Origin of the sequence: Burkholderia sp. Ac-20365 (assembly GCF_017104715.1) — a bacterium.
Classification (GTDB): Bacteria; Pseudomonadota; Gammaproteobacteria; order Burkholderiales; family Burkholderiaceae; genus Paraburkholderia.
Genome location: NZ_JAAGPI010000002.1, coordinates 169,207 through 190,512 on the forward strand (window position 1 = coordinate 169,207; position 21,306 = coordinate 190,512).

The window sequence follows — 21,306 nt, forward strand, 5'->3', positions numbered from 1 at the left end:
GATGTCGGAGCGGCCAGGCGTGATCCGCCAGACCTTGCCCGGGACGCGCGCCAAAAGAAAAACCGGAGCGCGAAGGCTCCGGTTTCGGGTGTTGCGGACAGCTTGTACGGCGTGCTTCCAGCCGAGATTTAGCCCACGAACGCCTTCTCGATGACGTAATGGCCAGGTTTGTTGTTGCTGCCTTCCTGGAAGCCAAGGCTGTCGAGCAGTTCACGCGTGTCGCGCAGCATGTGCGGGCTGCCGCAGAGCATCACGCGGTCGTTTTCGAGCGAGAAGTGCGGCAGATCCAGATCGTCGAACAGCTTCTTCGTTTCGATCAGGTCCGTGATACGGCCACGGTTCGCGAACTGTTCGCGCGTCACCGTCGGGTAGTACACCAGCTTTTCCTGGATCAGTTCGCCGAGGTGCTCGTGCGCCGGCAGGTGATCCGTGATGTATTCCTTGTACGCCAGTTCGTCGACGAAACGGCAGGTGTGCGTCAGCACCACGCGGTCGTAGCGGTCATAGACGTCCGGGTCTTTGATGATCGACATGAAGGGAGCCAGGCCCGTACCCGTCGACAGCAGCCACAGCGTCTTGCCGGGCAGCAGGTTGTCGGCCATCAGCGTGCCCGTCGGCTTCTTGCCGATCAGGACCTGATCGCCGACCTTCAGATGCTGGAGGCGCGACGTCAGCGGGCCGTCCTGCACCTTGATGCTCAGGAATTCGAGGTTCTCTTCATAGTTGGCGCTTGCCATGCTGTATGCACGGATCAGCGGCTTGCCGTCGACTTCGAGACCGACCATCGTGAACTGGCCATTTTCGAAGCGGAACGACGCGTCGCGCGTGCAGGTGAAGCTGAAAAGCGTATCGGTCCAGTGATGGACGCTCAGGACGGTTTGTGGATTCAGGTTGCTCATGGCTTCTTCGATGGTGCGAAAACAAGGTCGGCCACATAAAAGCGGGCCGGCACGGCAAAGGCGATGCACCGTCCCGCGCCGGTAAACGACCCGGGAATGATGCGCAATCCGCTATTTTACCGCGTTACCGTACCGGGCATTGCCGCGGCGGGTTGGGCGGTGAATGTGGTCTGTTCAAGCTGGTTGTCACAGCGCCGGCGCGGCGGTCGTCCGGTTTCGCCGGATAAGGCCAGCCGCGGCGCGGCAAGGGTGTACTGCTGGGGTAGTGCGGCGCCGGGTCTGTGCCCGGATGACTCACGCGGGTGTTGCCCTCGGAGTCTCGCCCATCCGCGACGGGCGCCGGGCTGTCACCGCTCGACGGGCGCTTGCCCGTCGGCCATCTGGTGATGGCGGCCGTTCAACGAAATCAGGCGCTGGTAGGCGCTATCTCGGAATAATACCGGAAACGTATCGCGCGCTGCAGCATTGACCCTTCTCGCGAAGCTGGAAACGCGGTATTGAACGTCGCGCAACGCTCAGCTTTCGGCGGCGAGTTTCGCGCCCAGGCCGACGAGCACCGCGCCGCAGACGCCGTCGATGGGGCGGCGCAGGCGGCGATAGCCGCGTTGGGTGCGCTCCGTCGCGAACATCAGCGCGACGCTGCCGTACCAGCCCACCGACATCATGCCGATCATCGCGAGTGCGACGCCGTAGAACCAGAGCGGCGGATGCGCGGGGAACAGCGTCGCGAAGATACTGGTCCAGAACGCGCAGGATTTCGGGTTCGTCAGGCAGGTGAGCATGCCCGTGCGCCAGGCGCGGATATGCGCGGCGCGGTCGTTGGCGGGCGGCGTTTCGATAGGCATGACAATGGTTTCGCCGCGTTTCGTGCTCGCACGCACGAGCTTGATGCCGAACCACACCAGATAGATTGCGCCCGCGATGCGGATGCCGTTGTACAGCCAGTCGATCCGTTGCAGCACGGTCGCGAAGCCGAGCATCGCGAGCGACGCCCAGATCGTCGAACCCGTGCCGACGCCGAGCGCCGACGCCGCGCCCAGTCCGCGTCGCCCTGCCAGCGACAGCTGCGTGATCATGAAGAAGTTGGGGCCGGGACTGACCAGCGCGATCAGATAGACGAGGGCGATTTGCAGCAGGATCGGCAGGTAATGATGCATGGCGACGATTTGCCGCGCTTTTGGGGCGGCGTGTTGGGCAGAAAACGGGCGGAACCGCGATCTTACTCTGGCTCACGCTGGTTTGAACGCCGGTCGGGCAACTGTGTGATATGCCTTGAGTTAGGTCTTCCGTTTTGCTGGCATACGCGATTTGGTTTTCGCTTTCGTTTTCGCTTCCGCTGGCATCCGCGTGATGTTTTCGTGTTTCACGCGTCGCCCCTGTGCGGGGCGGCACCTACTTTTCTTTGCCGCGGCAAAGAAAAGTAGGCAAAAGAAAGCCGCTAACACCGCCCGCTCTTCTTCTTGCCTGAGGGCCCCCAACGGCTCTTATCCTTCACACGGCAGCCTCTCAGTCACCGCCCGTTGCCAACGCTCTCAACGAGCGCCTCACCCACTTCAATCACCCATAGCGCACCAGGCGGCAGCGAATGGTTTCCGCCGCCCAAGTGGCAAACTGTGTGTAGGTCGGAGTACTTCACACGGCAGCGCTCCTACGACACCGATCGCGCTTCCAGCTATCTCTGTTTTCCAGTCCGGAGTGGTGCGCGTACGCCACGAAAACCTACACACAGTTTGCCGATATAGAACGTTGGAAATGCGATCGCGCGGGTGGCGACGCGGGGGTATGAAGTGGGTGAGGCGCGCATTCAGCGCGCTGGCAACCAGAAAGGAGAAATGTACTGTCGTGTGAAGTGTGGGGGCGGTTGGGGGCCCGTGGGGAGTGACTGTTGCTGCTTTCTTTTGCCTACTTTTCTTTGCAGCCGGCAAAGAAAAGTAGGTGCCGCCCCGCACAGGGGCAACGCGTGAAACACGAAAGCATCACGCGGATGCCAGCGAAAGCGAAAGCCAAAAACAAATCCCCGATGCCACCGCAAAAGCAAAAATCATCACACCACACCAGCATCCGGCAAGCGCTTACTCGCGCGCTGCTTGAGCACACGCGCCTGCAACACAATCACGAGCAACAGAAACACACCGCGTATCACCGATTGCCAGTAAGCCGACAGGCTAATAAACCCGAGCCCGTTTTCGAAGTTCAGCAGATTGAACACGAGGCCGAGCAGCAACACGCCCGCAATCGTCATGGCGATCGAACCTTCGCCGCCCGTCAGCAGCGTGCCACCCAGCACGACAGCCGAAATCGCGAACAGCTCCCAGCCCACACCTTCGTTCGGCTGTCCCGCACCGAACTGCGCGGCCAGGATCACGCCCGCGAGACCCGCCAGCAAGCCGCTGACGGCATACACAGCGACCAGCGTGCGATTCACGTTCAGCCCCATCAGGCGTGCAGCTTCCTCGCTGCCGCCAATCGCCAGCGAATGCCGCCCGAAGCGCGTGCTGCGCAGCGCGAGCCAGCCCGCGACAGCGGCGACGAGCGCAATGAGGCCGGGAATCGGCAGGCCGAACAGATCGCCCTGGCCGAAATTCGCGAAGTTGGTATCGGAGGAAATCGATACGGCGTCGTTTCTGCCGAGCAGCAGCCCGACACCGTGCGCGCCGAGGCTTGTCGCCAGCGTCGTGATGAACGGCAGGATCTTCAGCCGCGTGATGATGATGCCGTTCAGCACGCCGACCAGCAGCCCCGCGCCCGCGCCCGCGAACACGGCAACCCAGCCGCCGTATGGACTCGCCAACGCCGCGACGACGCTCGACATCGCCGCGACCGTGCCGACGGACAGATCGATGCCGCCCGTGATGATCACGAAGGCCATGCCGACGGAGATCAGCGCGAACATCGAGTTGTAGCGCCAGAACGAGGTGATGTTGTACTCGGACGCAAAGTGCTCGTAGCGCACGAGGCCGAGCACGATCAGCGCGCCGAGCGCGATCAGGATAGGCAGGTTCTTTTTCATCGGATCGTCTCTTGCAAATCGTTCAGCGCGAGCGCCGCTGCACGTAAACCGCCGCGATGATGATGCCCGCCTTGACGACGAGCGCGGCGGCATCGGGAATGCCATGCGCGAGCAGCGTATAGCGCAGCAACTGGATAATCAGCGCGCCGATCAGCGTGCCGCCGATGTATGCCTTGCCGCCCGTCAGCGCCGTGCCGCCAACGGCCACCGCCGCGATCGCATCGAGTTCGATGCCGAGTCCGACCACATTCGCATCCGACGACGAATTCACCGAAATCGAGATCAGCCCGGCGAGACCCGACAATGCCGCGCACAGCGTATAAGCGAGCATCTTCACGCGCGCAGTCGGCACGCCGCTCAGATACGCGGATTTCTCGTTACCGCCTGTGACGAGCAAATACTGCCCGAACAGCGTTTTCCTGACGACCCACGCGAAAAACGCGACCAGCGCGAACATCAGCAGCACCTGGAACGGAATGCCCGCCACCTTGCCGAGCGCGATCCACTGGAACGCGGGATTGTTGAACGCCTGCAGGCTGCCATCGGTGACGACCTGCGCGATGCCGCGACCCGCGATGAACAGCACCAGCGTCGCCACAATTGGCTGCACGGCTAGTCGTGTGACGAGGAAACCGTTGAACACGCCGCACACGGCAGCGGCCAGCACAGGCAGCACGAAGGCGAGCGCGATGCCGAGCGGCCCGGCGATATGCAGGAACAGCATCGGCGCAAGCGCGCCTGCAATCGCCATGGATGCGCCCACCGACAGATCGATACCACCCGTCGCCACCACCAGCGTCATGCCGATGCCGACGATCACGATCGTCACGACCTGCGTCAGATTGACGTTAAAGGTTTGCAGCGACCAGAAGTGCTGCGTGAACAGCAGGTTGAAGACGAGCATCGCGAGCAGCACGACGATCTCGCGCTGAATGGTGATGCGCCGCTTCTTCTTCACCGTCGATGGATCGGGCGACGCCGAAGCCGCAGCGAGCGGCGCGCCGTCGTTGCGCAGCGACTCATGAGCCATGACGGTCGCCCTCCAGTGCATCGTCGATATGCGCGGACTGTGCCGCTTCCACCAGTTGCGAGGTGCCCGCGCTGCCGTAGGCAATCGCGTCCATGATCGCGGATTCGCTCATTTGCGCGCCATCCAGTTCGGCGACCGTGCGGCCGTCGCGGATTACGACGGCGCGATCGGCCACGGCCGTCAGTTCTTCCAGTTCCGAGGCGGAGAGCAGCACCGCCATGCCTTCGTCGCGCAGTTCGCGCACGATCTTCGCGACATCCGCTTTTGCGCCGACGTCGATGCCGCGCGTCGGTTCGTCGAGCAGCAGCAGCGACGGCTGCGCGGCAAGCCAGCGCGCGAGCAATACCTTCTGCTGATTGCCGCCCGAGAGTTCGCGGATCGGCTGATCGGGCGAACGCAGCTTGATGCCGAGCGATGCAATGAAGCGATCGACGATCGCCTGCTGCTTTTTCACATCGACGATGCCGTGCTTCGACAGCGTGCGCAGACACACGAGCGTGAGGTTGTCGCGCACCGACAGCTCCGGCACGATGCCTTCGGCCTTGCGGTCTTCGGTGAGATAGGCGAGGCCGCGCGCGATCGCGTCTTGCGGCGATTTCAGCGCGACGTCTTTGCCGTTGATCGACAGCATGCCGCGTTCGGCGGGATCCGCGCCGAACAGCAGTCGCATCGTTTCCGTGCGGCCCGAGCCGAGCAGACCTGCGAGACCGACGGCTTCGCCTGCGTGCACATCGAGCGACACATCGCTCACCTTCGGATGCGCTGACAGATTGCGCGCCGAAATCGCCTTGTCGCCGCGCCGCGCGAGATTCGCCTCGCGCGCGGCGCTGTCATCCTGCACGACGGCGGCGAGCGTGCGGCCGAGCATCGTCGTGACGAGCTGGCGCTTGTCGATGTCCTTCATCGCGCTTTGTGCGACGGTCTGGCCGTCGCGCATGACCGTCACGCGGTCGCACAGCGCGTACAGTTCGTCGAGCCGGTGCGACACGAAGATCACCGCGCGGCCGTCGTCGCGCAATTTGCGTACGACGGTGAATAACAGTTCGACTTCACGCTCATCGAGCGATGAAGTCGACTCGTCCATGATGACCATCTTCGCGTCCGACGATACGGCGCGCGCGAGTGCAACCATCTGCTGAATCGCTGTCGAATAGCTGCCCGCCGGCTTCTTCACGTCGATCTGCAAGCCGAATGATTCCAGCAGCGCGGAGGCGCGGCGCTGCACTTCGCGCCAGTCGATCAGACCGAAGCGGCGCGGCTCGCGGCCCAGAAAAATGTTCTCCGCGACCGAGCGGAACGGCACCAGGTTGATCTCCTGATAGATCGTGCTGATGCCCGCTTCGCGCGCTTCCTTCGGCGTGCGGAAATCGATCTCGCGGCCTTCGAAGCGCACGCTGCCGCCCGAGCGTCGATAGGCGCCCGTGAGGATCTTGATCATCGTGGACTTGCCGGCGCCGTTCTGGCCGATCAGCGCGTGGACTTCGCCCGCGGCAACGCTGAGATTCGCGCCGCGCAGCGCGGGCACGCCGCCGAATGAAATGTCGATGCCCTGCATGTCGAGCAGCGGCGCGCGTGCGGACGACGACGGCGGATGTCCGCCTGAGTTCGCGTCGGATTGCGCGGTGGGTTGGGTCACGTGTGTCTCCTTTCGGACGAAGCGGGCGCGCTGGCGCTTAAGCTGGTCCGTGCATCGCTGATGCCTTCTTGCCGCGTGGGCGCGATGTCGGCGAACGTAGCGGCGTTGCCTGCCCGTCAGTTCGCCAGGTCGATACTACGCCCGACAAAGCGAAGCGACGTCCCGTGGAACGCGACCGCGCGCCACGAACACGTCGCCTCGAACCCTTCCCGCCGTCGAGGCGTGGTGCGCCCCGACGAGGCCCTGCCTGTTGGCCGTGCTGCGCGCGCCCCGCTGCGTGAAATCCGGGACGCGCCGGCCGGGTTGCAACAACGAATGCTCAGTAACCGTACTGCATGCTTTCTTTCACGTTGTTCTTGTCGTAGAAGCGGTCCGACACCTTCACCCACGTCGGCACCTTCTCGCCCTTCGCAAATTTCTCCGCGACATCGCATGCGAGCGGGCCGAAGAACGGGCTCGATTGCACGCTCGCGCCGAGTTCGCCCGCAGCGATCGCGTCCATGCCGCCCTTGGTGCCGTCGATCGTCACGATCTGGATATCCTTGCCCGGCTGCTTGCCCGCTGCCTTGATCGCGGCAATCGCGCCGAGCGCCATTTCGTCGTTGTGCGCGTACACGGCCGTGACATCGGGATGCGCCTGCAGCAGCGTCTCCATCACCTGACGGCCCTTGTCGCGCGCGAAATCGCCGCTTTGTGACGCGATGATCGACATGCCCGGATTCTTCGCGATCACTTCGTCGAAGCCCTTCTTGCGGTCGTTCGCAGCGGACGCGCCCGTCGTGCCTTCCAGTTCGATGATCTTCGCCTTGCCGCCCGTCGCCTTGACGAGCCAGTCGGCGGCGCGGTGACCCTGATCGATGAAGTCCGAGCCGATGAACGTGATGTAGTCGCGGCCCGCCTTGGCGACGGACTGATCGACGTTACGGTCGACGAGAATCACAGGAATGCCGGCCTTCTTCGCCTGCAACACGACAGGCGCAAGCGGCTTTTCTTCACGCGGCGGGAACACGAGCAGATCGACGTGCTGCGCGATCATGCTCTGGATGTCGGAGACCTGCTTCGAGTTGGAGCCGTTGGCATCCGTCATCACCATCTGCCAGCCGCACTTCGCGGCGACGTCCTTGAAGCTCTGGGTTTCCGCGAGACGCCACGGATTGTTGCTCTCCGTCTGCGCGAAGCCCACTTTCAGCGGTTTCTTGGCGGGAATCTTCGGCAGATCGTCAGCTTGCGCCGAGGCCATGCCGAATCCCAAAGCGATTGCCATCAAAGCTGCGGCGAGCGGCTGAACCCGTTGCCGGCGCGAATCCCGATTGTGCGACGCCATGTCTTCCTCCAGTACCAGTTGGTGTGTTTTGCTTTTGTGCTTCAACTGCCGCCGGCACTTCGGTGGTGACCGGTCGTGCCGATTATTCCATCGCGAATTATTATTGGTCAATCACTAATAATATTAATTGCCGTGTGTTTTGCCTCGGTAATTTCCCTGACTGACCCGCGTTCAATCAGCGGTCCGTCGAGTTTCACCATCCGGTGGCGCACCGGCGCGCCCGCTGCCTGGTTGTGCACTTCCTGCAGCAGCGTGTCGACAGCCCAGCGGCCCAGCTCATAGTTCGGCAGCACGACGGTCGACAGCGGCGGATGCGTGTGGCGCGCGATTTCCTGGTCGTCGTAGCCGAGCACGGAGACGTCGTCGGGGACGCGGTAGCCGAGCTGCTTCAAGGCCTCGATGGCGCCGAGCGCCATCAGATCGTTCGCGCAGAAGATGGCGGTGGGCGGGTTCGGCTCGCGCATCAGCGACAGCGTGTGCTCGAAGCCCGTGCCCGAACTCCAGTCGCCGTCGCGCACCAGTTCCGGCGCGAACGGCAGATCGGCCGTGGCGAGCGCGGTGCGATAGCCCTTGAGGCGATCTTTCGCCGCGTCCTGCCAGTGTTCGCCGTTGATGTAGCCGATCCGCCGGTGTCCGGCGCGCAGCAGGAATTCGGTCGCGACATGGCCGCCCGCGACTTCGGCGGGCACGATCGACGACTGGCCGCCTTCGCTCGTATAGCAGTTCAGCAGCACGGTCGGCACCTTGGCGAGCGCGGCGGGCAGCGTCACCTTGCGCGTATAGACGGTCGCGTAGATCACGCCGAAAACCGTCGGGCTAGCCAGCACGGCGTCGAGCACCTGTTGCTCGACGTCAGCGTTGCCGTGCGTCGAATAAACCGCGAGCAGCTTGCCGTTCGCGTAGGCGGCGTCGCGCGCGCCGTCGATGTTCACCACCGGGTGCGGGCTGGTCGAGATTTCGTCGGCGAGGTAGATGATCAGATTGCGCTCGCCGGAGGCGGGCGGCAGCGGTTCGCGTGCGGACAGCCGGTAGCCGAGATCCTGCGCGGTCTTCAGCACCTTGTTGCGGGTCGCTTCGGAAAACTTGGCGCTGGTCGCGTTGTTCAGGACAAGGGAAACGGTCGATTGCGATACGCCGGTCAGCTTGGCGATATCGGTCATCGTCGGGCGGCGTTGAGTCGATTTTTTCATTGATCTGGCCGCGCAACGGCGGCTCGTTGACGGTGAATGCCGCAGGCATCGTGGTGCTGACGGTAACACTAATAATATGCGCTGGACAACACACGCAAACCCGCTTTTTCCCTTGCCTCAGTTCGCCGGACAGGCAGGTTTCTGTCTGAATTATTACTAATAATATTGACCGAAAGAGGCGGGCGTGCGATTCTCGCTCGCGCGGGCCGCTTCAACGCGTGGCATCGAACGCGCGCGCCCGCTGATGCCGCAACCGCCCACGCCCATTCAAACGACTATGCGCGAAGCCTTCCCCAATCCGCTCGCGGACGATTCCGCCACCGATCTCCGCCTCGACGATCCGTCGCTCGTCGTGCTGTCGAGCGGCGATACGACGCTGGTGGTGGCGCCGGAAGTCGGCGGATCGATCGCTGCTTACTTCGACGTGGCGCGCGATGGCAGTTTGCCGCGCGTGTTGCACTGGCTGCGCCCCGCGACGCGAGATGCGCTCGAAGCGCGCGATCCGCTGCGCACTGCAAGCTTCCCGCTCTTGCCGTACTGCAACCGCATCCGCGATGCGCGCTTCGCGTTCGACGGCCGCACGATCGATCTCGCCGGCGACGGCAACGGGTACGCGCATGCGCTGCACGGACACGCGTGGCGCAGGTCGTGGCGCGTGGGTGCGCGCACGGAAACGTCGGTGGAGTTGCATTTTGAGCACGTGCCCGATCGGGACGCGCGCGGCGACTGGCCGTTTCGTTATCGCGCGAGCCAGCGCATTGAACTTCTGGGCGATGCATTGCGCGTGACGCTTGATGTGCAGAATCTGTCGGACAGTGCGATGCCGTTTGGTATGGGACATCACCCGTACTACCCGCGCCCGTCCAATACGGTGATTACCGCGCAGGTCGAAGCGATGTGGCACGCCGATCCAGCCGTGCTGCCGACGCACCTCGGCCCGCACGCCGCCGTCGATGCGTTGAAGAACGGCATGAGCGCCAACGCATTCGATCTCGACAATAACTTCAGCGGCTGGGCGCACAGCGCGACGATCGCGTGGCCGGATGAAAAGCGCAGCGTGACGATGACGGCCGATGCGCCGTTCGATCATATGGTGGTGTTCGCGCCCGCGAACGATGTGCAGCTATGTGTCGAGCCCGTCACCAACACGACGGACTGCTTCAACGCCAGCGAGGCCACACGCGAGCACGCAGGCTTTCGCGTGCTACAGGCCGGCGAAGCGATCAGCGCTGAAATCTCCTGGCAGCCGCAACGCGACTGACACGCGCAAGCTCGCTCACTCGACGCGCAGCCGCGCCATATACGGCAGATGATCCGACAGCCAGGCCGTCTCTTGCGCCGGTTGGATCCATTCGACGGGTTTCATGCCGCGCACGAACATCTTGTCGAGCGCCAGCGCAGGTGAGAAAGCCGGAAACGTGCGGCCTGGTTCGCCAAGCAGCGTCGCGACTTCTTCCATGCCGTGTTCGCGAAAGAGCGGCACGGAATCGTTGCGCCAGTCGTTGAAATCGCCGGCCAGCACGAGCGGGCCTTCGGGCGCTTCCTTCGAGATCCAGTGTGCGATCCAGTGCATCTGACGCAAGCGCGCCTGGCGTGTGAGCGCGAGGTGCGCACACAGCAGCGTCACTTCGCGGCCACCGAACGTCGCACGCGCGACAAGCAAACCGCGCCGCTCGAAACGGTGCGCGGAAATATCCCAACGGCCGCCGAGATCGAGCGGATGCGGCGACAAAATCGCGTTGCCGTGCCGCCATGACGGTTTGAACACGTTCGGCCCGAGAGCGATTTGCAGTTGCAGCGCTTCGGCGATTTCGGTCGCCTGGCAATGCCACACGTCGTTATCGATATCGCCCATGCGCGCGCCGAATGAGCTTGCCAGCACCGGGCCGGGCATCCGGCGCGCCATCGCTTCCTGCAGGAAGTACGCGTCGGCATGAACGGATTGCACCCAGCGCTGCATCGCCTGCCATGCCTGGAAACCGAGTGGCGAGCGGCCCTTATGCAGGTTCCAGCTCACAGCGATGAAGTCTTTCCTGTCGAGGTTTTCGCGTATCAGTTCTTCGGGGTTTCGCATGCCGCGTTATCCACGTCTTTCGTTGAGTTCACGGGTTGTTTGCGACGCTTGCACGCAACCGATATACGAGATTCGGATCCTTGTCGACGATCGTCCATGAGGTCCAGTCACCGCCCGGCGGCACCTTCAGCCCCGGGTGGTTCGCGCTCACCTGGCGCGGCTGCGGCGGCAGCTTGCAGCCGGTATCGGTTGTGCGCGTGGAGGTCTCTTCGAGCGTTTCCTGCGCGTCGATCGAGAACGTGACGCCGCTCGCATCCGCCTGTGTCGGCGAAATGGTCAGCGTGCGCGCGAGATCGATGCTGCCCGCCGGCACGTCCTTGCAGCCGACACTGTTCTGCGTCACGTGATGATGCGTGTCGGTACGCGCCTGGCCGACGGTCGTGGTGCCGTCGAACGAATCGATCTGCTGGCCGTCGCGCATCACCTGCAATTCCCATTTGACGACGGGCGGCGCGCTGCGCGGTTGCGTCTGCGCCATCGTGGCCTGAGCCACCAGTGCGGTGCCGAATACGACGGCGACGAGGCTGGTTTTCCACATGTACAAAAAGTCTCCGGAATCGCTGCGTTTCGCTAAAGCGTGCGGTATCCGCGCGTTCTTTCTTGCGACCGCCGACCATCTTACGCTTTATCGAGATAACGGTTTTCTGACACCCGATCTGGAACCAAGGTTCAGCGCGCGGCGGTTACATTGCATTGCAGATAGGGACGCGCACGTGACGATTCAAGCAATTGTCTCGCCCGCTATGTGTGATTAGCAGCAGACCCGCGTGGCTGCTGGCTTGCATGCCATTTCGGCGTCGTTACACTGAAATTGAAGCGGCGTCGGGGACGCTGCGAGTGCAAGACCGGCACGACGGGGGGAAGCTATGACAACGGCCATGGTGAAGCAGGAAATCGCGGTTGCATCGTTCAGCAAGGTCTATGACCTGGATCAGGTCGAGACGGCGCTCAACGAACTCGGCGAAGGCGCGAACGATGCGCTGCGTTCCACATACGAAAAGATGCTGAAGGTCGGCAATCTGCGCTTTTGCGTGAAGCCGAACCGGATGCCGTCCATCGACGATCTGATCGCCTCGCTGCCCAACTTTACCGAGCCGCTCGACGATATCCGCAAGCAGGTCGCGCTATGCCTCGAAACCGACGATCGCCTCGAACTGATGCCGATTTTGTTGCTCGGCGATCCCGGCATCGGCAAGACGCACTTCGCGAAGCAGCTTTCGCGCATGCTTGGCACCGCGTATCACTACGTGGCGATGAGTTCGCTCACCGCGGGCTGGATTCTGTCGGGCGCGTCGTCGCAATGGAAGAACGCTAAGCCGGGCAAGGTGTTCGATGCGCTCGTGCACGGCAGCTATGCAAACCCGGTGATCGCGGTCGACGAAATCGACAAGGCGACGGGCGATTCGCAATATGATCCGCTCGGCGCGCTTTACGCGCTGCTCGAGCACGACACCGCGCAGACTTTTATCGACGAGTTCGCGGAGATTCCGATCAACGCCGGCCACGTGATCTGGATCGCGACGGCCAACGATGAACGCGCGATTCCCGAGCCGATCATGAACCGGATGAACGTCTACGAGATTCCGCCGCCCGATCACGAAGGCTCGCGCCGTATCGCGCAGTCGATCTACGACGAAATCCGCTCGGCACATGGCTGGGGTCAGCGCTTTCCGACTCAGCTCGGCGGCGGCGCGCTCGACGCTTTAACCCAAGCGTCGCCGCGCGAAATGCGGCGCGCGATATTGAATGGTTTTGGCTCGGCGCGCATCGCGAACCGCGACCAGATCGGCGCCGACGATATTCGCCTTGACTACAACTCGCGCCGCAAACCGATCGGTTTCTGATGCGTTTCGCGTCATTTATGCGAACAGGCTGCGTTGCCGCAGTCTGTTCATTGTTCCAATTATGTAATCATTTCACAGCGAAATCAGGGTGATTCTGGTTGTATTTGAACAGTTTGCGACAACAGTCAATTTCGTTAATGAGGGTCGGCAACTTGATAGCTGAGGACTAGACTCCGTTCACTGAAATGCAAAGCGCGTTTCGCACCGGACTAGACCTCAGGAACCGATCATGAAAAAGCTTTCGCTTGCCGCTCTGCTGATTTCCGCTGTCGTTGCTGCACCTGCTTTCGCGAGCGGCTATAGCCCGGCGCCGACGCAAAACCCGTCGTCCGTGAACGGCCCGAAGACGCGTGCCGAAGTGCGGACCGAACTGGCGCAAGCGCGTGCCAACGGTGAACTGAGCCTGAATCCGAATGCGCCCGCCTATCCGCAGCAGTTCGCGACGGGCGGTTATACGGCACCGATCGCGCATGTCGACGTGCGGCATCTGTTCAAACGCACAACTGCGCAAGATTGATCAAGCCTGTTGTGGCGCAGGCGGAACGCGTCCGCCAAATTCACCAGGAATGAGCGTCGTGGGCGTACACTGAGTCAAACGCTCGACGCGTTCCCACATATTGATGCCCGCAGCCGAACCAGGCTGCGGGCATTTGTGTCTGTAGCGCGTCGCGCGATTTCGCAATGTGCATGTGAAGCGTTCGACAGCACGCGGTCACGGTCATGACGCCGCCGCACGCTATCGAAATCCTGGTGGATGACGAGGGAGAACGCGGCGCATCGAGCCGCGTCCAATGGACATGGATCAGATCGAATGTGTGGTGATCGGCGCTGGTGTCGTCGGTCTAGCCGTCGCGCGCGCACTGGCTGCGCGCGGACGTGAAGTGATCGTGCTCGAAGCGGCGGAAGCCATCGGCGTCGGCACGAGTTCCCGCAATAGCGAAGTCATACACGCGGGTATCTACTATCCGCGCGGTTCGCTCAAGGCGACGCTGTGCGTGCGCGGCCGAGAGATGCTGTACGACTACTGCGCCGAGCGCGGCGTGCCGCATCAGCGCTGCGGCAAGCTGCTCGTCGCGACGGCGCGCAACCAGATTCCCCAACTCGAAAGCATCATGGCGCGCGGCAAGGAAAACGGCGTGCTCGACCTGATGCGTATCAGCGGCGAGGAAGCGCAGGCGCTGGAGCCGGCTCTGCAGTGTGTCGAAGCGGTGTTCTCGCCGCAAACCGGCATTGTCGATAGTCATCAGTTGATGCTTGCGCTTCAGGGCGACGCGGAACGCGATGGCGCAGTGTGCGCGTTTCATGCGCCTGTCGAAGCGATCGAAGCCGTTAATGGGCGCTTCGTCGTGAAAGTCGGCGGCAGTTCGCCGACCACGATCGGCGCCGCGTGTGTGATCAACAGCGCGGGGCTGCAGGCGAATGCGATCGCCCGCAAGATTCGCGGGCTCGATGCGCGTCACGTGCCGCCGCTCTATCTCGCGCGCGGCAATTACTTCAGCATTTCCGGGCGCGCGCCGTTCAACCGGCTGATCTATCCGATGCCGAACGAAGCGGGACTCGGCGTGCATCTGACAATCGATCTCGGTGGCCAGGCGCGCTTCGGTCCGGATGTCGAATGGGTCGATTCGATCAACTACGACGTCGATCCGCATCGTGCGGAATCGTTCTACGCGGCGATTCGCGCGTATTGGCCCGCGCTGCCCGATCACGCATTGCAACCGGCGTACGCGGGCATTCGTCCGAAGCTCTCGGGCCCCGGCGAGCCAGCCGCCGATTTCCTGATTCAAGGTCCCGCCGCGCACGGCGTGCGAGGTCTCGTGAATCTGTTCGGGATCGAGTCGCCTGGTTTGACGGCGTCGCTGGCGATTGCGCAGCGCGTATGTGAAGTCAGCGGACGAGCCTGAGCAAGTGAGGCGACGCGGCGCTCAAGCGCTGCGTCGTTTCGTCGCCGTCATATAGCGCTGGTGACATCGCGATGACACGCGCGTGACCGTCATCATCACGCGCATTTGCGACCTCACGTCCACGCTACGGATTCCCTTATGACCGACATTTGACGCGTCACGCGCGTCGGCTTCATTGCTATGCTTGGGGACCGCTGTCGTTAGAACGGCGTAGATCCCCACAATACCAATGGAGTGAGTCCCCATGAACAATTCACGTCGTACGTTTCTGATTACGAGTATCGGTGTGGCATCGACGCTCGCGCTGTCGCGCCAGGCGTTCGCCGATGCACCGAAGGTCGCCGAGTCCGATCCGACGGCACAGGCGCTCGGCTACAAGGAAGACGCATCGAAAGTCGACAAGGCGAAGTACGCAAAGTACGCAGCCGGCCAGGATTGCGGCAACTGCAGTTTCTATCAAGGCAAGGCCACCGACGCCTACGCAGGCTGCCCGATGTTCGCGGGCAAGCAGGTCGCGAGCAAGGGTTGGTGCAGCGCATATAACAAGAAGGCCTGATACGACGAAGTGCAGGCTTCATGCGGTGCGTGTCGCGCGATGCAATGCAGCATCGCCGCGCGTGCCTCACGCAGCAACAGAAAGAGCGCACGCCGCACAACGCGGCGATGCGCTCTTTGTCGTATGAAAGTTGCTTGAAATCCGATGTCGTGCTCTCTTACACTCGCATGGCGTGCGCGCGGGGCCCCACGACGGCCCGTTCGAATCGACTTCAAATCCACTGCACCCGATGCCTCGACGAAGGCCGGAGACACCGATGTCACAAGCAGCGAGGAGCCTCAATACCCGCGCGGTCGCGGCGGCCGTCATCGGTAATGCGCTCGAGTGGTACGACTTCACTGTCTTTGGTTTTCTCACCGTCGTCATCGCCGAACTCTTCTTTCCCTCCAGCAGCGACTACTCCTCGATTCTTCTCACTACCGCGAGCTTCGGCGTCGCGTTTGTCATGCGACCTGTCGGCGGCATCGTGCTTGGGCTTTACGCGGATCGCGCGGGACGCAAGGCAGCGCTTTCGCTGGTAATCGCGCTGATGACGGTGGGCATTCTGCTTCTGGCGATTGCTCCGCAGTATTCGGCGATCGGCATCGGCGCGCCGATCATCATCGTCGTCGGACGATTGCTGCAGGGCTTTTCCGCGGGCGGCGAGTTCGGCAGTTCGACGGCCTTGCTGATCGAAGCGGCGCCATTTTCGAAGCGCGGTTTCTACGGAAGCTGGCAGATGGCGAGCCAGGCGGCTGCGCTGCTGCTCGGCGCAATCGTCGGCGCAGCGGTGACGCGCGGCTTGTCGCCGGAAGCGTTGAAGACCTGGGGCTGGCGCGTGCCGTTCATCATCGGTCTGATGATCGGGCCGATCGGTTTCTACATTCGCCGCAATCTCGCGGATTCCGAAGCATTCCTGCACGCGAAGCAGACCGCACATCCCGCAACGCTTCGCGAACTCTTCGCGCACCATTCACGCGATGTGCTGTGCGGACTTGGATCGGTGATCGCGCTGACGGTGACGGTCTATGTACTGATCAGTTATCTGCCGACCTTCGCGGTCAAGCAGCTGAAGCTGCCTTATTCGGATTCGTTCACGGCGGTGATCGTCGGCAATCTGCTGTTGATGGTGTTGTCGCCGCTGACGGGCGCGTGGTCCGATCGCATTGGGCGCAAAGGTTTGTCGCTGTGGTCGCTGGTTCTGACGCTGGTGCTGATCTATCCGCTGTTCGCGTGGCTGGAAGGCGCGCCGAGCGTGTCGAAGCTGGTGCTCGTGCAGGCGGTGCTGTCGATCACGCTGTCTGGCTATTACGGACCGTTCGGCGCGCTGATGGCCGAACTCTTTCCCGCGAACGTGCGCTCGATCGGTCTTTCGCTCGCGTACAACTTCGCGGTGATGCTGTTCGGCGGTTTCGGGCAGTTCATCGTCACGTGGCTCATCAAGGAGACAGGCTCGCCGCTCGCACCGACATACTATGTGATGTGCGGCATCGCGCTATCGATCGTCGCCGTTGCGTGCGTACCCGCGAAACGTCACGCGGACCTCGACGCGATGCGCAAGCCCGTCGATGTGCTCGAGCGGCGCTAGCTTCGCGCGGGCATCAACGGCGGCCGCCGGTCGAACCACGGGCGCGCCGCTTCCAGTTGTGCAGCGAGCCGCAGCAACGTCGCTTCGCCGCCTTCACGCGTAGCGAACTGCACGCCGATCGGCAAGCCGCGCGCATTCCAGTAGAGCGGCACCGACATCGCCGGTTGTCCCGTCAGATTGAACAGCTCCGTGCAGCCCGCCCACGCAAACGCCTTGTTCGACACTTCCGTCAGCAGCTTGCGCATCAGCGGCTCGACAGGAACGGTAGTGACGGCGCGCATCTGCATTTTCTCGATAGCAGTGGGCTGCATTTCACCAATCTTGATCGGCGCGGACGCGAGCGTCGCGCACAGGATCACGTCGAAGCGCGTCATCAGATCGGCGATTTTCGCGCTCACCTGACGTTGCGCTTCGAGCGCGGCGGGCAACTCGCGCTCGCCGAATTTGCGGCCGATATGTCCCATCGTCCACGTGGCGATCTCGAATTCCTCGCGATTCGGTTTGCGCCCCGTGATCTGATCGGCTCTTAGAACGAGGTTTTTGGCGCTGACGGACGAGATCATCAGAAACGATTCGCGCAGGCTTTCGAAATCGATGCCGAGCGTCACAGGTTCGATGTGGTGACCGAGCGACGCCGCGAGTTGCGCGGCGTCGTCGAGCGCGGCGCGGGCGTCGGCGGAGAGCGTGGGCGCAAGCATCGCGTCGGTCACGAATGCAATATGCAGCGGCTTGCACGCTTCGCTCGCGGCGGCGAGAAAAGTACCGGGCGCACCCATCGGCCGATCGGCATTGCCCGAAGTGAGATCGAGCAGCAGCGCGCTGTCGCGCACGCTGCGCGACACGGCGTGATCGATGCCGAGATCGCCGGGCGCAGGCACTGCGTTCGACGGCTGGCGTCCGCGCGACGGCTTCAAGCCGAACAGGCCACAGCACGACGCGGGAATGCGAATCGAGCCGCCGCCATCCGAAGCATGCGCGAGCGGCACGATGCCTGCCGCAACGGCTGCCGCCGAGCCGCCGCTCGAACCGCCCGGCGTGTGATCGAGACTCCACGGATTGCGGCACGGCCCAAACAGTTCGGGCTCCGTATAAGGCATCTGGCCCATTTCCGACGTGCTCGTCTTGCCGAAAATATTGAGCCCGGCCTCGCGCGTGCGCGTGACGAGCGGCGCGTCTTCGTCGGGGATGAAGTGGCGGTAGTGGCGGCTGCCCATCGACATGCGCAACCCTTTGACGGGCAAGCCGAGATCCTTCACCAGATACGGCACGCCAGCGAGCGGACCGTCGCGGTTGCCATTCTCCAGCTCACGCGATGCGCGCTCACGCGCAGCGTCGTAGTCCTTCAGCACGATCGCGTTGATCGCGGGATTGGCGGCTTCGGCGCGCGCGATTGCCGTTTCCAGCAATTCGCGCGCGCTCACCTTGCGCTTGCGCACGAGATCGGCGAGGCCGATCGCGTCATGATCGAGATAATCGGATTGCACGACGACGGCCCCCGCGAACTGGAATGATGATGACGTTGCGCGCGGGCTGTGCGCCCTGAATGAAGTGCAGGGCGCGACGCAGCCGCGTCGCGCCTCTAGCGTAACTTACGCGTGGGTGCCGAGGAAAGTCAGCGTGCGGCCATGCGCAAGTGCAGCCGAATGCTGGTGATAGCTATCGCGCTCGGTGCAGTTGAAGCCGTGATCGGCGTTCGGATAGACATACAGCTCGGCGTTGTCGCGGCCCGCGAAGCGCTCCTTCACTTCGCCGACTGCCGACAGCGGAATGCCGTGGTCGAGTTCGCCATAGTGGAATTGCAGCGGGATCTTGATCTGCGGCGCCTTGTCGAGCGCGTTCTGGATGCCGCCGCCGTAGTACGACACGGCGATGTCGAGCGTCCCCTCAGCCGCGGCCAGATACGCGAGACGGCCGCCGAAGCAGTAGCCGATGGCCGCGATCTTGCCGGTCACTTCGGGCATTGCGCGCAACGTCGCAGCGGTTGCGCCGACATCGGCGACAGCCAGATCGACGTTGGTCTTCTGCAGAATCTCGATGCCCTTGTCGCGATCCGCGCCGGCATACGTCAGTTCGACGCGCGGTTGCGTACGCCAGAAAATATCCGGTGCGATCGCGATGTAGCCATCCTGCGCATATTGATCGACGACGTCGCGAATGTGGCCGTTCACGCCGAAGATCTCCTGGATGATGATGACGGCCGGGCCCTTGCCGCTTTTCGGCGTCGACATATAGGCGCCAAACGAATCATTGCCGGTCGGAATGTCGATCCATCGGGAAGTCACGCTCACGTTTTTTCTCCTTGCATAAACGGTGAAGCCGCTATCGGGCGGGCAATCGTTTGCGGGCGTCTCGCCCGCAGCGGGCGCCCAGTGTGCCAAAAAAAGAATGCGTCTGCAGCGAGAGCCCCGTCTGGCGGGCTTTCCGTAAGGGGATTGAAACGCATATCGCGCAAAAACGCTGCTCGTGGCGAGGATGCAGCCCGCTGCTCGCGCGACGTCCGAACGTCGAAAACGGTACTCATACTTCATATAGAGCGCCGCGCATTAAGAATGCCTGAGAACGATCTCAAGACCGCTCTAACAGTATTGTGTTTACGCGTCATGACGCCTTCGATGCACATCCGGACCATTAACGGACGACGCCGGCAAAGCTTGATAGCTGCACTATAGAAGAAAGCCTCGTTCGCCCGAAACCCGCGCCAGCCGTTGCTTTCCGGGCATATGGGACGGGCCTTTCACGACGAAGTGGGATAAACGCTATTGGTGTTCTTCCCACTTTCTCAAAAAAACCCCACAAATTAATTTGATGGCCTACACTTGCGCGCAAGCGCGGGGCGCCACCTGCCACAAACAGGCTGGAACGCGTGCTTGCCAAGTGCATGAACGATGCATCCGGCGGAGTCGTCCACGGGATTTGAGCGACACGTGAAGGAAGCGGGGCACAAGGGCGATACCGTTGATTTTGGGACCGAAATCGGAGACTTACATGAACATCAAAATCCAAAAGTTGTTGCCGATCAGCGCTGCGGCGATGCTGTTTGCAACGTTGGCGACGACGGCTTCGGCCGACACTGTTGTCAAGATCGGCCATGTTGCGCCTTTGACGGGTGGCATCGCTCACCTGGGCAAGGACAACGAAAATGGCGCGCGTCTCGCCGTTGAAGAAATCAACGCCAAGGGTCTGACGATCGGCGGCCAGAAGATCACGCTGCAACTGGATGCACAGGACGACGCAGCTGACCCGCGTACGGCTACGCAGGTTGCACAGAAGCTGGTCGATGACAAGGTCGTCGCAGTGGTCGGCCACCTGAACTCGGGCACGTCGATCCCGGCTTCGAAGATCTACAGCGATGCAGGCATCGTTCAGATCTCGCCGTCGGCAACGAACCCGGCCTACACGCAACAAGGTTTCAAGACGACGTACCGCGTCGTGGCGACCGATGCGCAACAAGGTCCGGCACTGGCTAACTACGCAGCCAAGGGTCTGAAGGTCAAGAGCGTCGCGATCGTCGACGACTCGACGGCATACGGCCAGGGTCTCGCCAACGAATTCGAGAAGACCGCAAAGTCGCTGGGCCTGAACGTGATGTCGCATGACGCGACGAACGACAAGGCTGTCGACTTCCGCGCGATTCTGACGAAGATCAAGGGCGAAAACCCGGACGCGATCATGTACGGCGGTATGGATGCAACGGGCGGCCCGTTCGCCAAGCAAGCCAAGCAGCTCGGCCTGCGCGCGAAGGTGCTGGCTGGCGACGGCGTGTGTACCGACAAGCTGTCTGACCTGGCTGGCGACGCAACCGACAACATCGTCTGCTCGGAAGCCGGTATGGCGCTCGAGAAGATGGCTGGCGGCGCGGAATTCCAGGCCAAGTATCAGAAGCGTTTCGGTCAGCCGATCCAGATCTACGCTCCGTTCACGTATGACGCTGTGTACATCATCGTCGACGCAATGAAGCGTTCGGGCTCGACGGATCCGGCAAAGATCCTCGCAGCAATGCCGAACACGGACTACAAGGGTGTGATCGGCGAAACCACGTTCGACGCGAAGGGCGACCTGAAGCACGGCGTGATCTCGCTGTACAACTACAAGTCGGGCAAGAAGACGCTGCTCGACGTCGTGAAGATGTAAGAGCCGTTCGCGCAGCCGGCGGGATTGCGGTTCGCCGCGTTCCGCCGGACGCGAACCAGCCTGAAAAGGCTTAGGAGGCACGCGGATTTTTTCGCGTGCCTTTTGTTTTGCCTGTTCCTTTTGCGCGTCTGTCCGCGCATT

Annotated in this window: 18 protein-coding genes; 7 read left to right on the forward strand and 11 right to left on the reverse strand. The window is 62.5% G+C overall.

Going from position 1 to position 21,306, the window contains the following annotated elements; all coding sequences use genetic code 11:
- Positions 1 to 128 precede the first annotated feature (128 nt).
- From G3O01_RS04095 to G3O01_RS04125, 7 genes are all read right to left on the reverse strand, one after another.
- Entirely contained in the window at positions 129 to 899 is a 771-nt protein-coding gene (locus G3O01_RS04095) for a ferredoxin--NADP reductase (RefSeq protein ID WP_205803246.1), read from the reverse strand.
- A gap of 515 nt (positions 900 to 1,414) precedes the next feature.
- Positions 1,415 to 2,056 carry a LysE family transporter gene (locus tag G3O01_RS04100; protein WP_205803247.1) on the reverse strand — a complete coding sequence of 214 codons (642 nt, stop codon included), beginning with the start codon at positions 2,054 to 2,056 and terminating at the stop codon, positions 1,415 to 1,417.
- An 887-nt stretch (positions 2,057 to 2,943) separates the two neighbouring features.
- Positions 2,944 to 3,909, reverse strand: coding sequence for an ABC transporter permease (locus G3O01_RS04105; protein ID WP_205803248.1), 966 nt, complete (start codon positions 3,907 to 3,909; stop codon positions 2,944 to 2,946).
- Between the two features lie 22 nt (positions 3,910 to 3,931).
- Positions 3,932 to 4,939 carry an ABC transporter permease gene (locus tag G3O01_RS04110; RefSeq protein WP_241023648.1) on the reverse strand — a complete coding sequence of 336 codons (1,008 nt, stop codon included), beginning with the start codon at positions 4,937 to 4,939 and terminating at the stop codon, positions 3,932 to 3,934.
- Positions 4,929 to 6,494 carry a sugar ABC transporter ATP-binding protein gene (locus G3O01_RS04115; RefSeq protein ID WP_205803694.1) on the reverse strand — a complete coding sequence of 522 codons (1,566 nt, stop codon included), beginning with the start codon at positions 6,492 to 6,494 and terminating at the stop codon, positions 4,929 to 4,931. Before G3O01_RS04115 ends, G3O01_RS04110 begins: the two co-directional genes overlap by 11 nt.
- A gap of 400 nt (positions 6,495 to 6,894) precedes the next feature.
- A complete protein-coding gene (locus G3O01_RS04120) occupies positions 6,895 to 7,899 on the reverse strand; it encodes an ABC transporter substrate-binding protein (RefSeq protein WP_205803249.1) in 1,005 nt (334 codons plus the stop codon).
- Positions 7,900 to 8,006: 107 nt separating this feature from the next.
- Positions 8,007 to 9,059, reverse strand: a complete 1,053-nt coding sequence (locus tag G3O01_RS04125; protein WP_205803695.1) for a LacI family DNA-binding transcriptional regulator — start codon at positions 9,057 to 9,059, stop codon at positions 8,007 to 8,009.
- Between the two features lie 307 nt (positions 9,060 to 9,366).
- Here G3O01_RS04125 and G3O01_RS04130 point away from each other — a divergent pair, with 307 nt between their 5' ends.
- Positions 9,367 to 10,350, forward strand: a complete 984-nt coding sequence (locus G3O01_RS04130) for an aldose 1-epimerase (RefSeq protein WP_205803696.1) — start codon at positions 9,367 to 9,369, stop codon at positions 10,348 to 10,350.
- Positions 10,351 to 10,365: 15 nt separating this feature from the next.
- On the opposite strand, the gene G3O01_RS04135 is transcribed toward G3O01_RS04130, so the two are convergent.
- Positions 10,366 to 11,163, reverse strand: a complete 798-nt coding sequence (locus G3O01_RS04135; RefSeq protein ID WP_205803250.1) for an endonuclease/exonuclease/phosphatase family protein — start codon at positions 11,161 to 11,163, stop codon at positions 10,366 to 10,368.
- Between the two features lie 28 nt (positions 11,164 to 11,191).
- Positions 11,192 to 11,701, reverse strand: coding sequence for a hypothetical protein (locus G3O01_RS04140; RefSeq protein ID WP_205803251.1), 510 nt, complete (start codon positions 11,699 to 11,701; stop codon positions 11,192 to 11,194).
- Between the two features lie 328 nt (positions 11,702 to 12,029).
- Between G3O01_RS04140 and G3O01_RS04145 the strand changes: the two genes are divergently transcribed.
- The 5 genes from G3O01_RS04145 (at position 12,030) to G3O01_RS04165 (ending at position 17,034) form a co-directional block, all read left to right on the forward strand.
- A complete protein-coding gene (locus G3O01_RS04145) occupies positions 12,030 to 13,007 on the forward strand; it encodes an AAA family ATPase (RefSeq protein WP_205803252.1) in 978 nt (325 codons plus the stop codon).
- Positions 13,008 to 13,236: 229 nt separating this feature from the next.
- Positions 13,237 to 13,524 carry a DUF4148 domain-containing protein gene (locus G3O01_RS04150; protein ID WP_205803253.1) on the forward strand — a complete coding sequence of 96 codons (288 nt, stop codon included), beginning with the start codon at positions 13,237 to 13,239 and terminating at the stop codon, positions 13,522 to 13,524.
- Between the two features lie 274 nt (positions 13,525 to 13,798).
- A complete protein-coding gene (locus G3O01_RS04155) occupies positions 13,799 to 14,911 on the forward strand; it encodes an NAD(P)/FAD-dependent oxidoreductase (RefSeq protein WP_205803254.1) in 1,113 nt (370 codons plus the stop codon).
- Positions 14,912 to 15,155: 244 nt separating this feature from the next.
- A complete protein-coding gene (locus G3O01_RS04160; RefSeq protein ID WP_091778120.1) occupies positions 15,156 to 15,467 on the forward strand; it encodes a high-potential iron-sulfur protein in 312 nt (103 codons plus the stop codon).
- Between the two features lie 256 nt (positions 15,468 to 15,723).
- Positions 15,724 to 17,034 carry an MFS transporter gene (locus tag G3O01_RS04165; RefSeq protein ID WP_205803255.1) on the forward strand — a complete coding sequence of 437 codons (1,311 nt, stop codon included), beginning with the start codon at positions 15,724 to 15,726 and terminating at the stop codon, positions 17,032 to 17,034.
- On the opposite strand, the gene G3O01_RS04170 is transcribed toward G3O01_RS04165, so the two are convergent.
- Together G3O01_RS04170 and G3O01_RS04175 are read right to left on the reverse strand one after the other, a co-directional pair.
- Complete coding sequence (locus G3O01_RS04170; protein ID WP_205803256.1) at positions 17,031 to 18,518, reverse strand: amidase; 1,488 nt, start codon at positions 18,516 to 18,518, stop codon at positions 17,031 to 17,033. The genes G3O01_RS04165 and G3O01_RS04170 overlap by 4 nt on opposite strands.
- A gap of 105 nt (positions 18,519 to 18,623) precedes the next feature.
- Positions 18,624 to 19,322 (reverse strand): dienelactone hydrolase family protein, encoded by a 699-nt coding sequence (locus G3O01_RS04175; RefSeq protein ID WP_205803257.1) that lies wholly within the window; start codon positions 19,320 to 19,322, stop codon positions 18,624 to 18,626.
- A 697-nt stretch (positions 19,323 to 20,019) separates the two neighbouring features.
- Here G3O01_RS04175 and G3O01_RS04180 point away from each other — a divergent pair.
- Positions 20,020 to 21,165, forward strand: a complete 1,146-nt coding sequence (locus G3O01_RS04180) for a branched-chain amino acid ABC transporter substrate-binding protein (protein ID WP_205803258.1) — start codon at positions 20,020 to 20,022, stop codon at positions 21,163 to 21,165.
- Positions 21,166 to 21,306: the final 141 nt, after the last annotated feature.

What these genes read in the sequence shown, in the direction of transcription:
- G3O01_RS04125 (WP_205803695.1), bottom strand. Translation starts at nt 9,059, where the DNA reads ATGACCGATATCGCCAAGCTGACCGGCGTATCGCAATCGACCGTTTCC.
- G3O01_RS04150 (WP_205803253.1), top strand. Translation starts at nt 13,237, where the DNA reads ATGAAAAAGCTTTCGCTTGCCGCTCTGCTGATTTCCGCTGTCGTTGCT.
- G3O01_RS04115 (WP_205803694.1), bottom strand. Translation starts at nt 6,494, where the DNA reads ATGCAGGGCATCGACATTTCATTCGGCGGCGTGCCCGCGCTGCGCGGC.
- G3O01_RS04165 (WP_205803255.1), top strand. Translation starts at nt 15,724, where the DNA reads ATGTCACAAGCAGCGAGGAGCCTCAATACCCGCGCGGTCGCGGCGGCC.
- G3O01_RS04145 (WP_205803252.1), top strand. Translation starts at nt 12,030, where the DNA reads ATGACAACGGCCATGGTGAAGCAGGAAATCGCGGTTGCATCGTTCAGC.
- G3O01_RS04110 (WP_241023648.1), bottom strand. Translation starts at nt 4,939, where the DNA reads ATGGCTCATGAGTCGCTGCGCAACGACGGCGCGCCGCTCGCTGCGGCT.
- G3O01_RS04160 (WP_091778120.1), top strand. Translation starts at nt 15,156, where the DNA reads ATGAACAATTCACGTCGTACGTTTCTGATTACGAGTATCGGTGTGGCA.
- G3O01_RS04130 (WP_205803696.1), top strand. Translation starts at nt 9,367, where the DNA reads ATGCGCGAAGCCTTCCCCAATCCGCTCGCGGACGATTCCGCCACCGAT.
- G3O01_RS04100 (WP_205803247.1), bottom strand. Translation starts at nt 2,056, where the DNA reads ATGCATCATTACCTGCCGATCCTGCTGCAAATCGCCCTCGTCTATCTG.
- G3O01_RS04140 (WP_205803251.1), bottom strand. Translation starts at nt 11,701, where the DNA reads ATGTGGAAAACCAGCCTCGTCGCCGTCGTATTCGGCACCGCACTGGTG.
- G3O01_RS04180 (WP_205803258.1), top strand. Translation starts at nt 20,020, where the DNA reads ATGAACATCAAAATCCAAAAGTTGTTGCCGATCAGCGCTGCGGCGATG.
- G3O01_RS04120 (WP_205803249.1), bottom strand. Translation starts at nt 7,899, where the DNA reads ATGGCGTCGCACAATCGGGATTCGCGCCGGCAACGGGTTCAGCCGCTC.
- G3O01_RS04155 (WP_205803254.1), top strand. Translation starts at nt 13,799, where the DNA reads ATGGACATGGATCAGATCGAATGTGTGGTGATCGGCGCTGGTGTCGTC.
- G3O01_RS04095 (WP_205803246.1), bottom strand. Translation starts at nt 899, where the DNA reads ATGAGCAACCTGAATCCACAAACCGTCCTGAGCGTCCATCACTGGACC.
- G3O01_RS04135 (WP_205803250.1), bottom strand. Translation starts at nt 11,163, where the DNA reads ATGCGAAACCCCGAAGAACTGATACGCGAAAACCTCGACAGGAAAGAC.
- G3O01_RS04105 (WP_205803248.1), bottom strand. Translation starts at nt 3,909, where the DNA reads ATGAAAAAGAACCTGCCTATCCTGATCGCGCTCGGCGCGCTGATCGTG.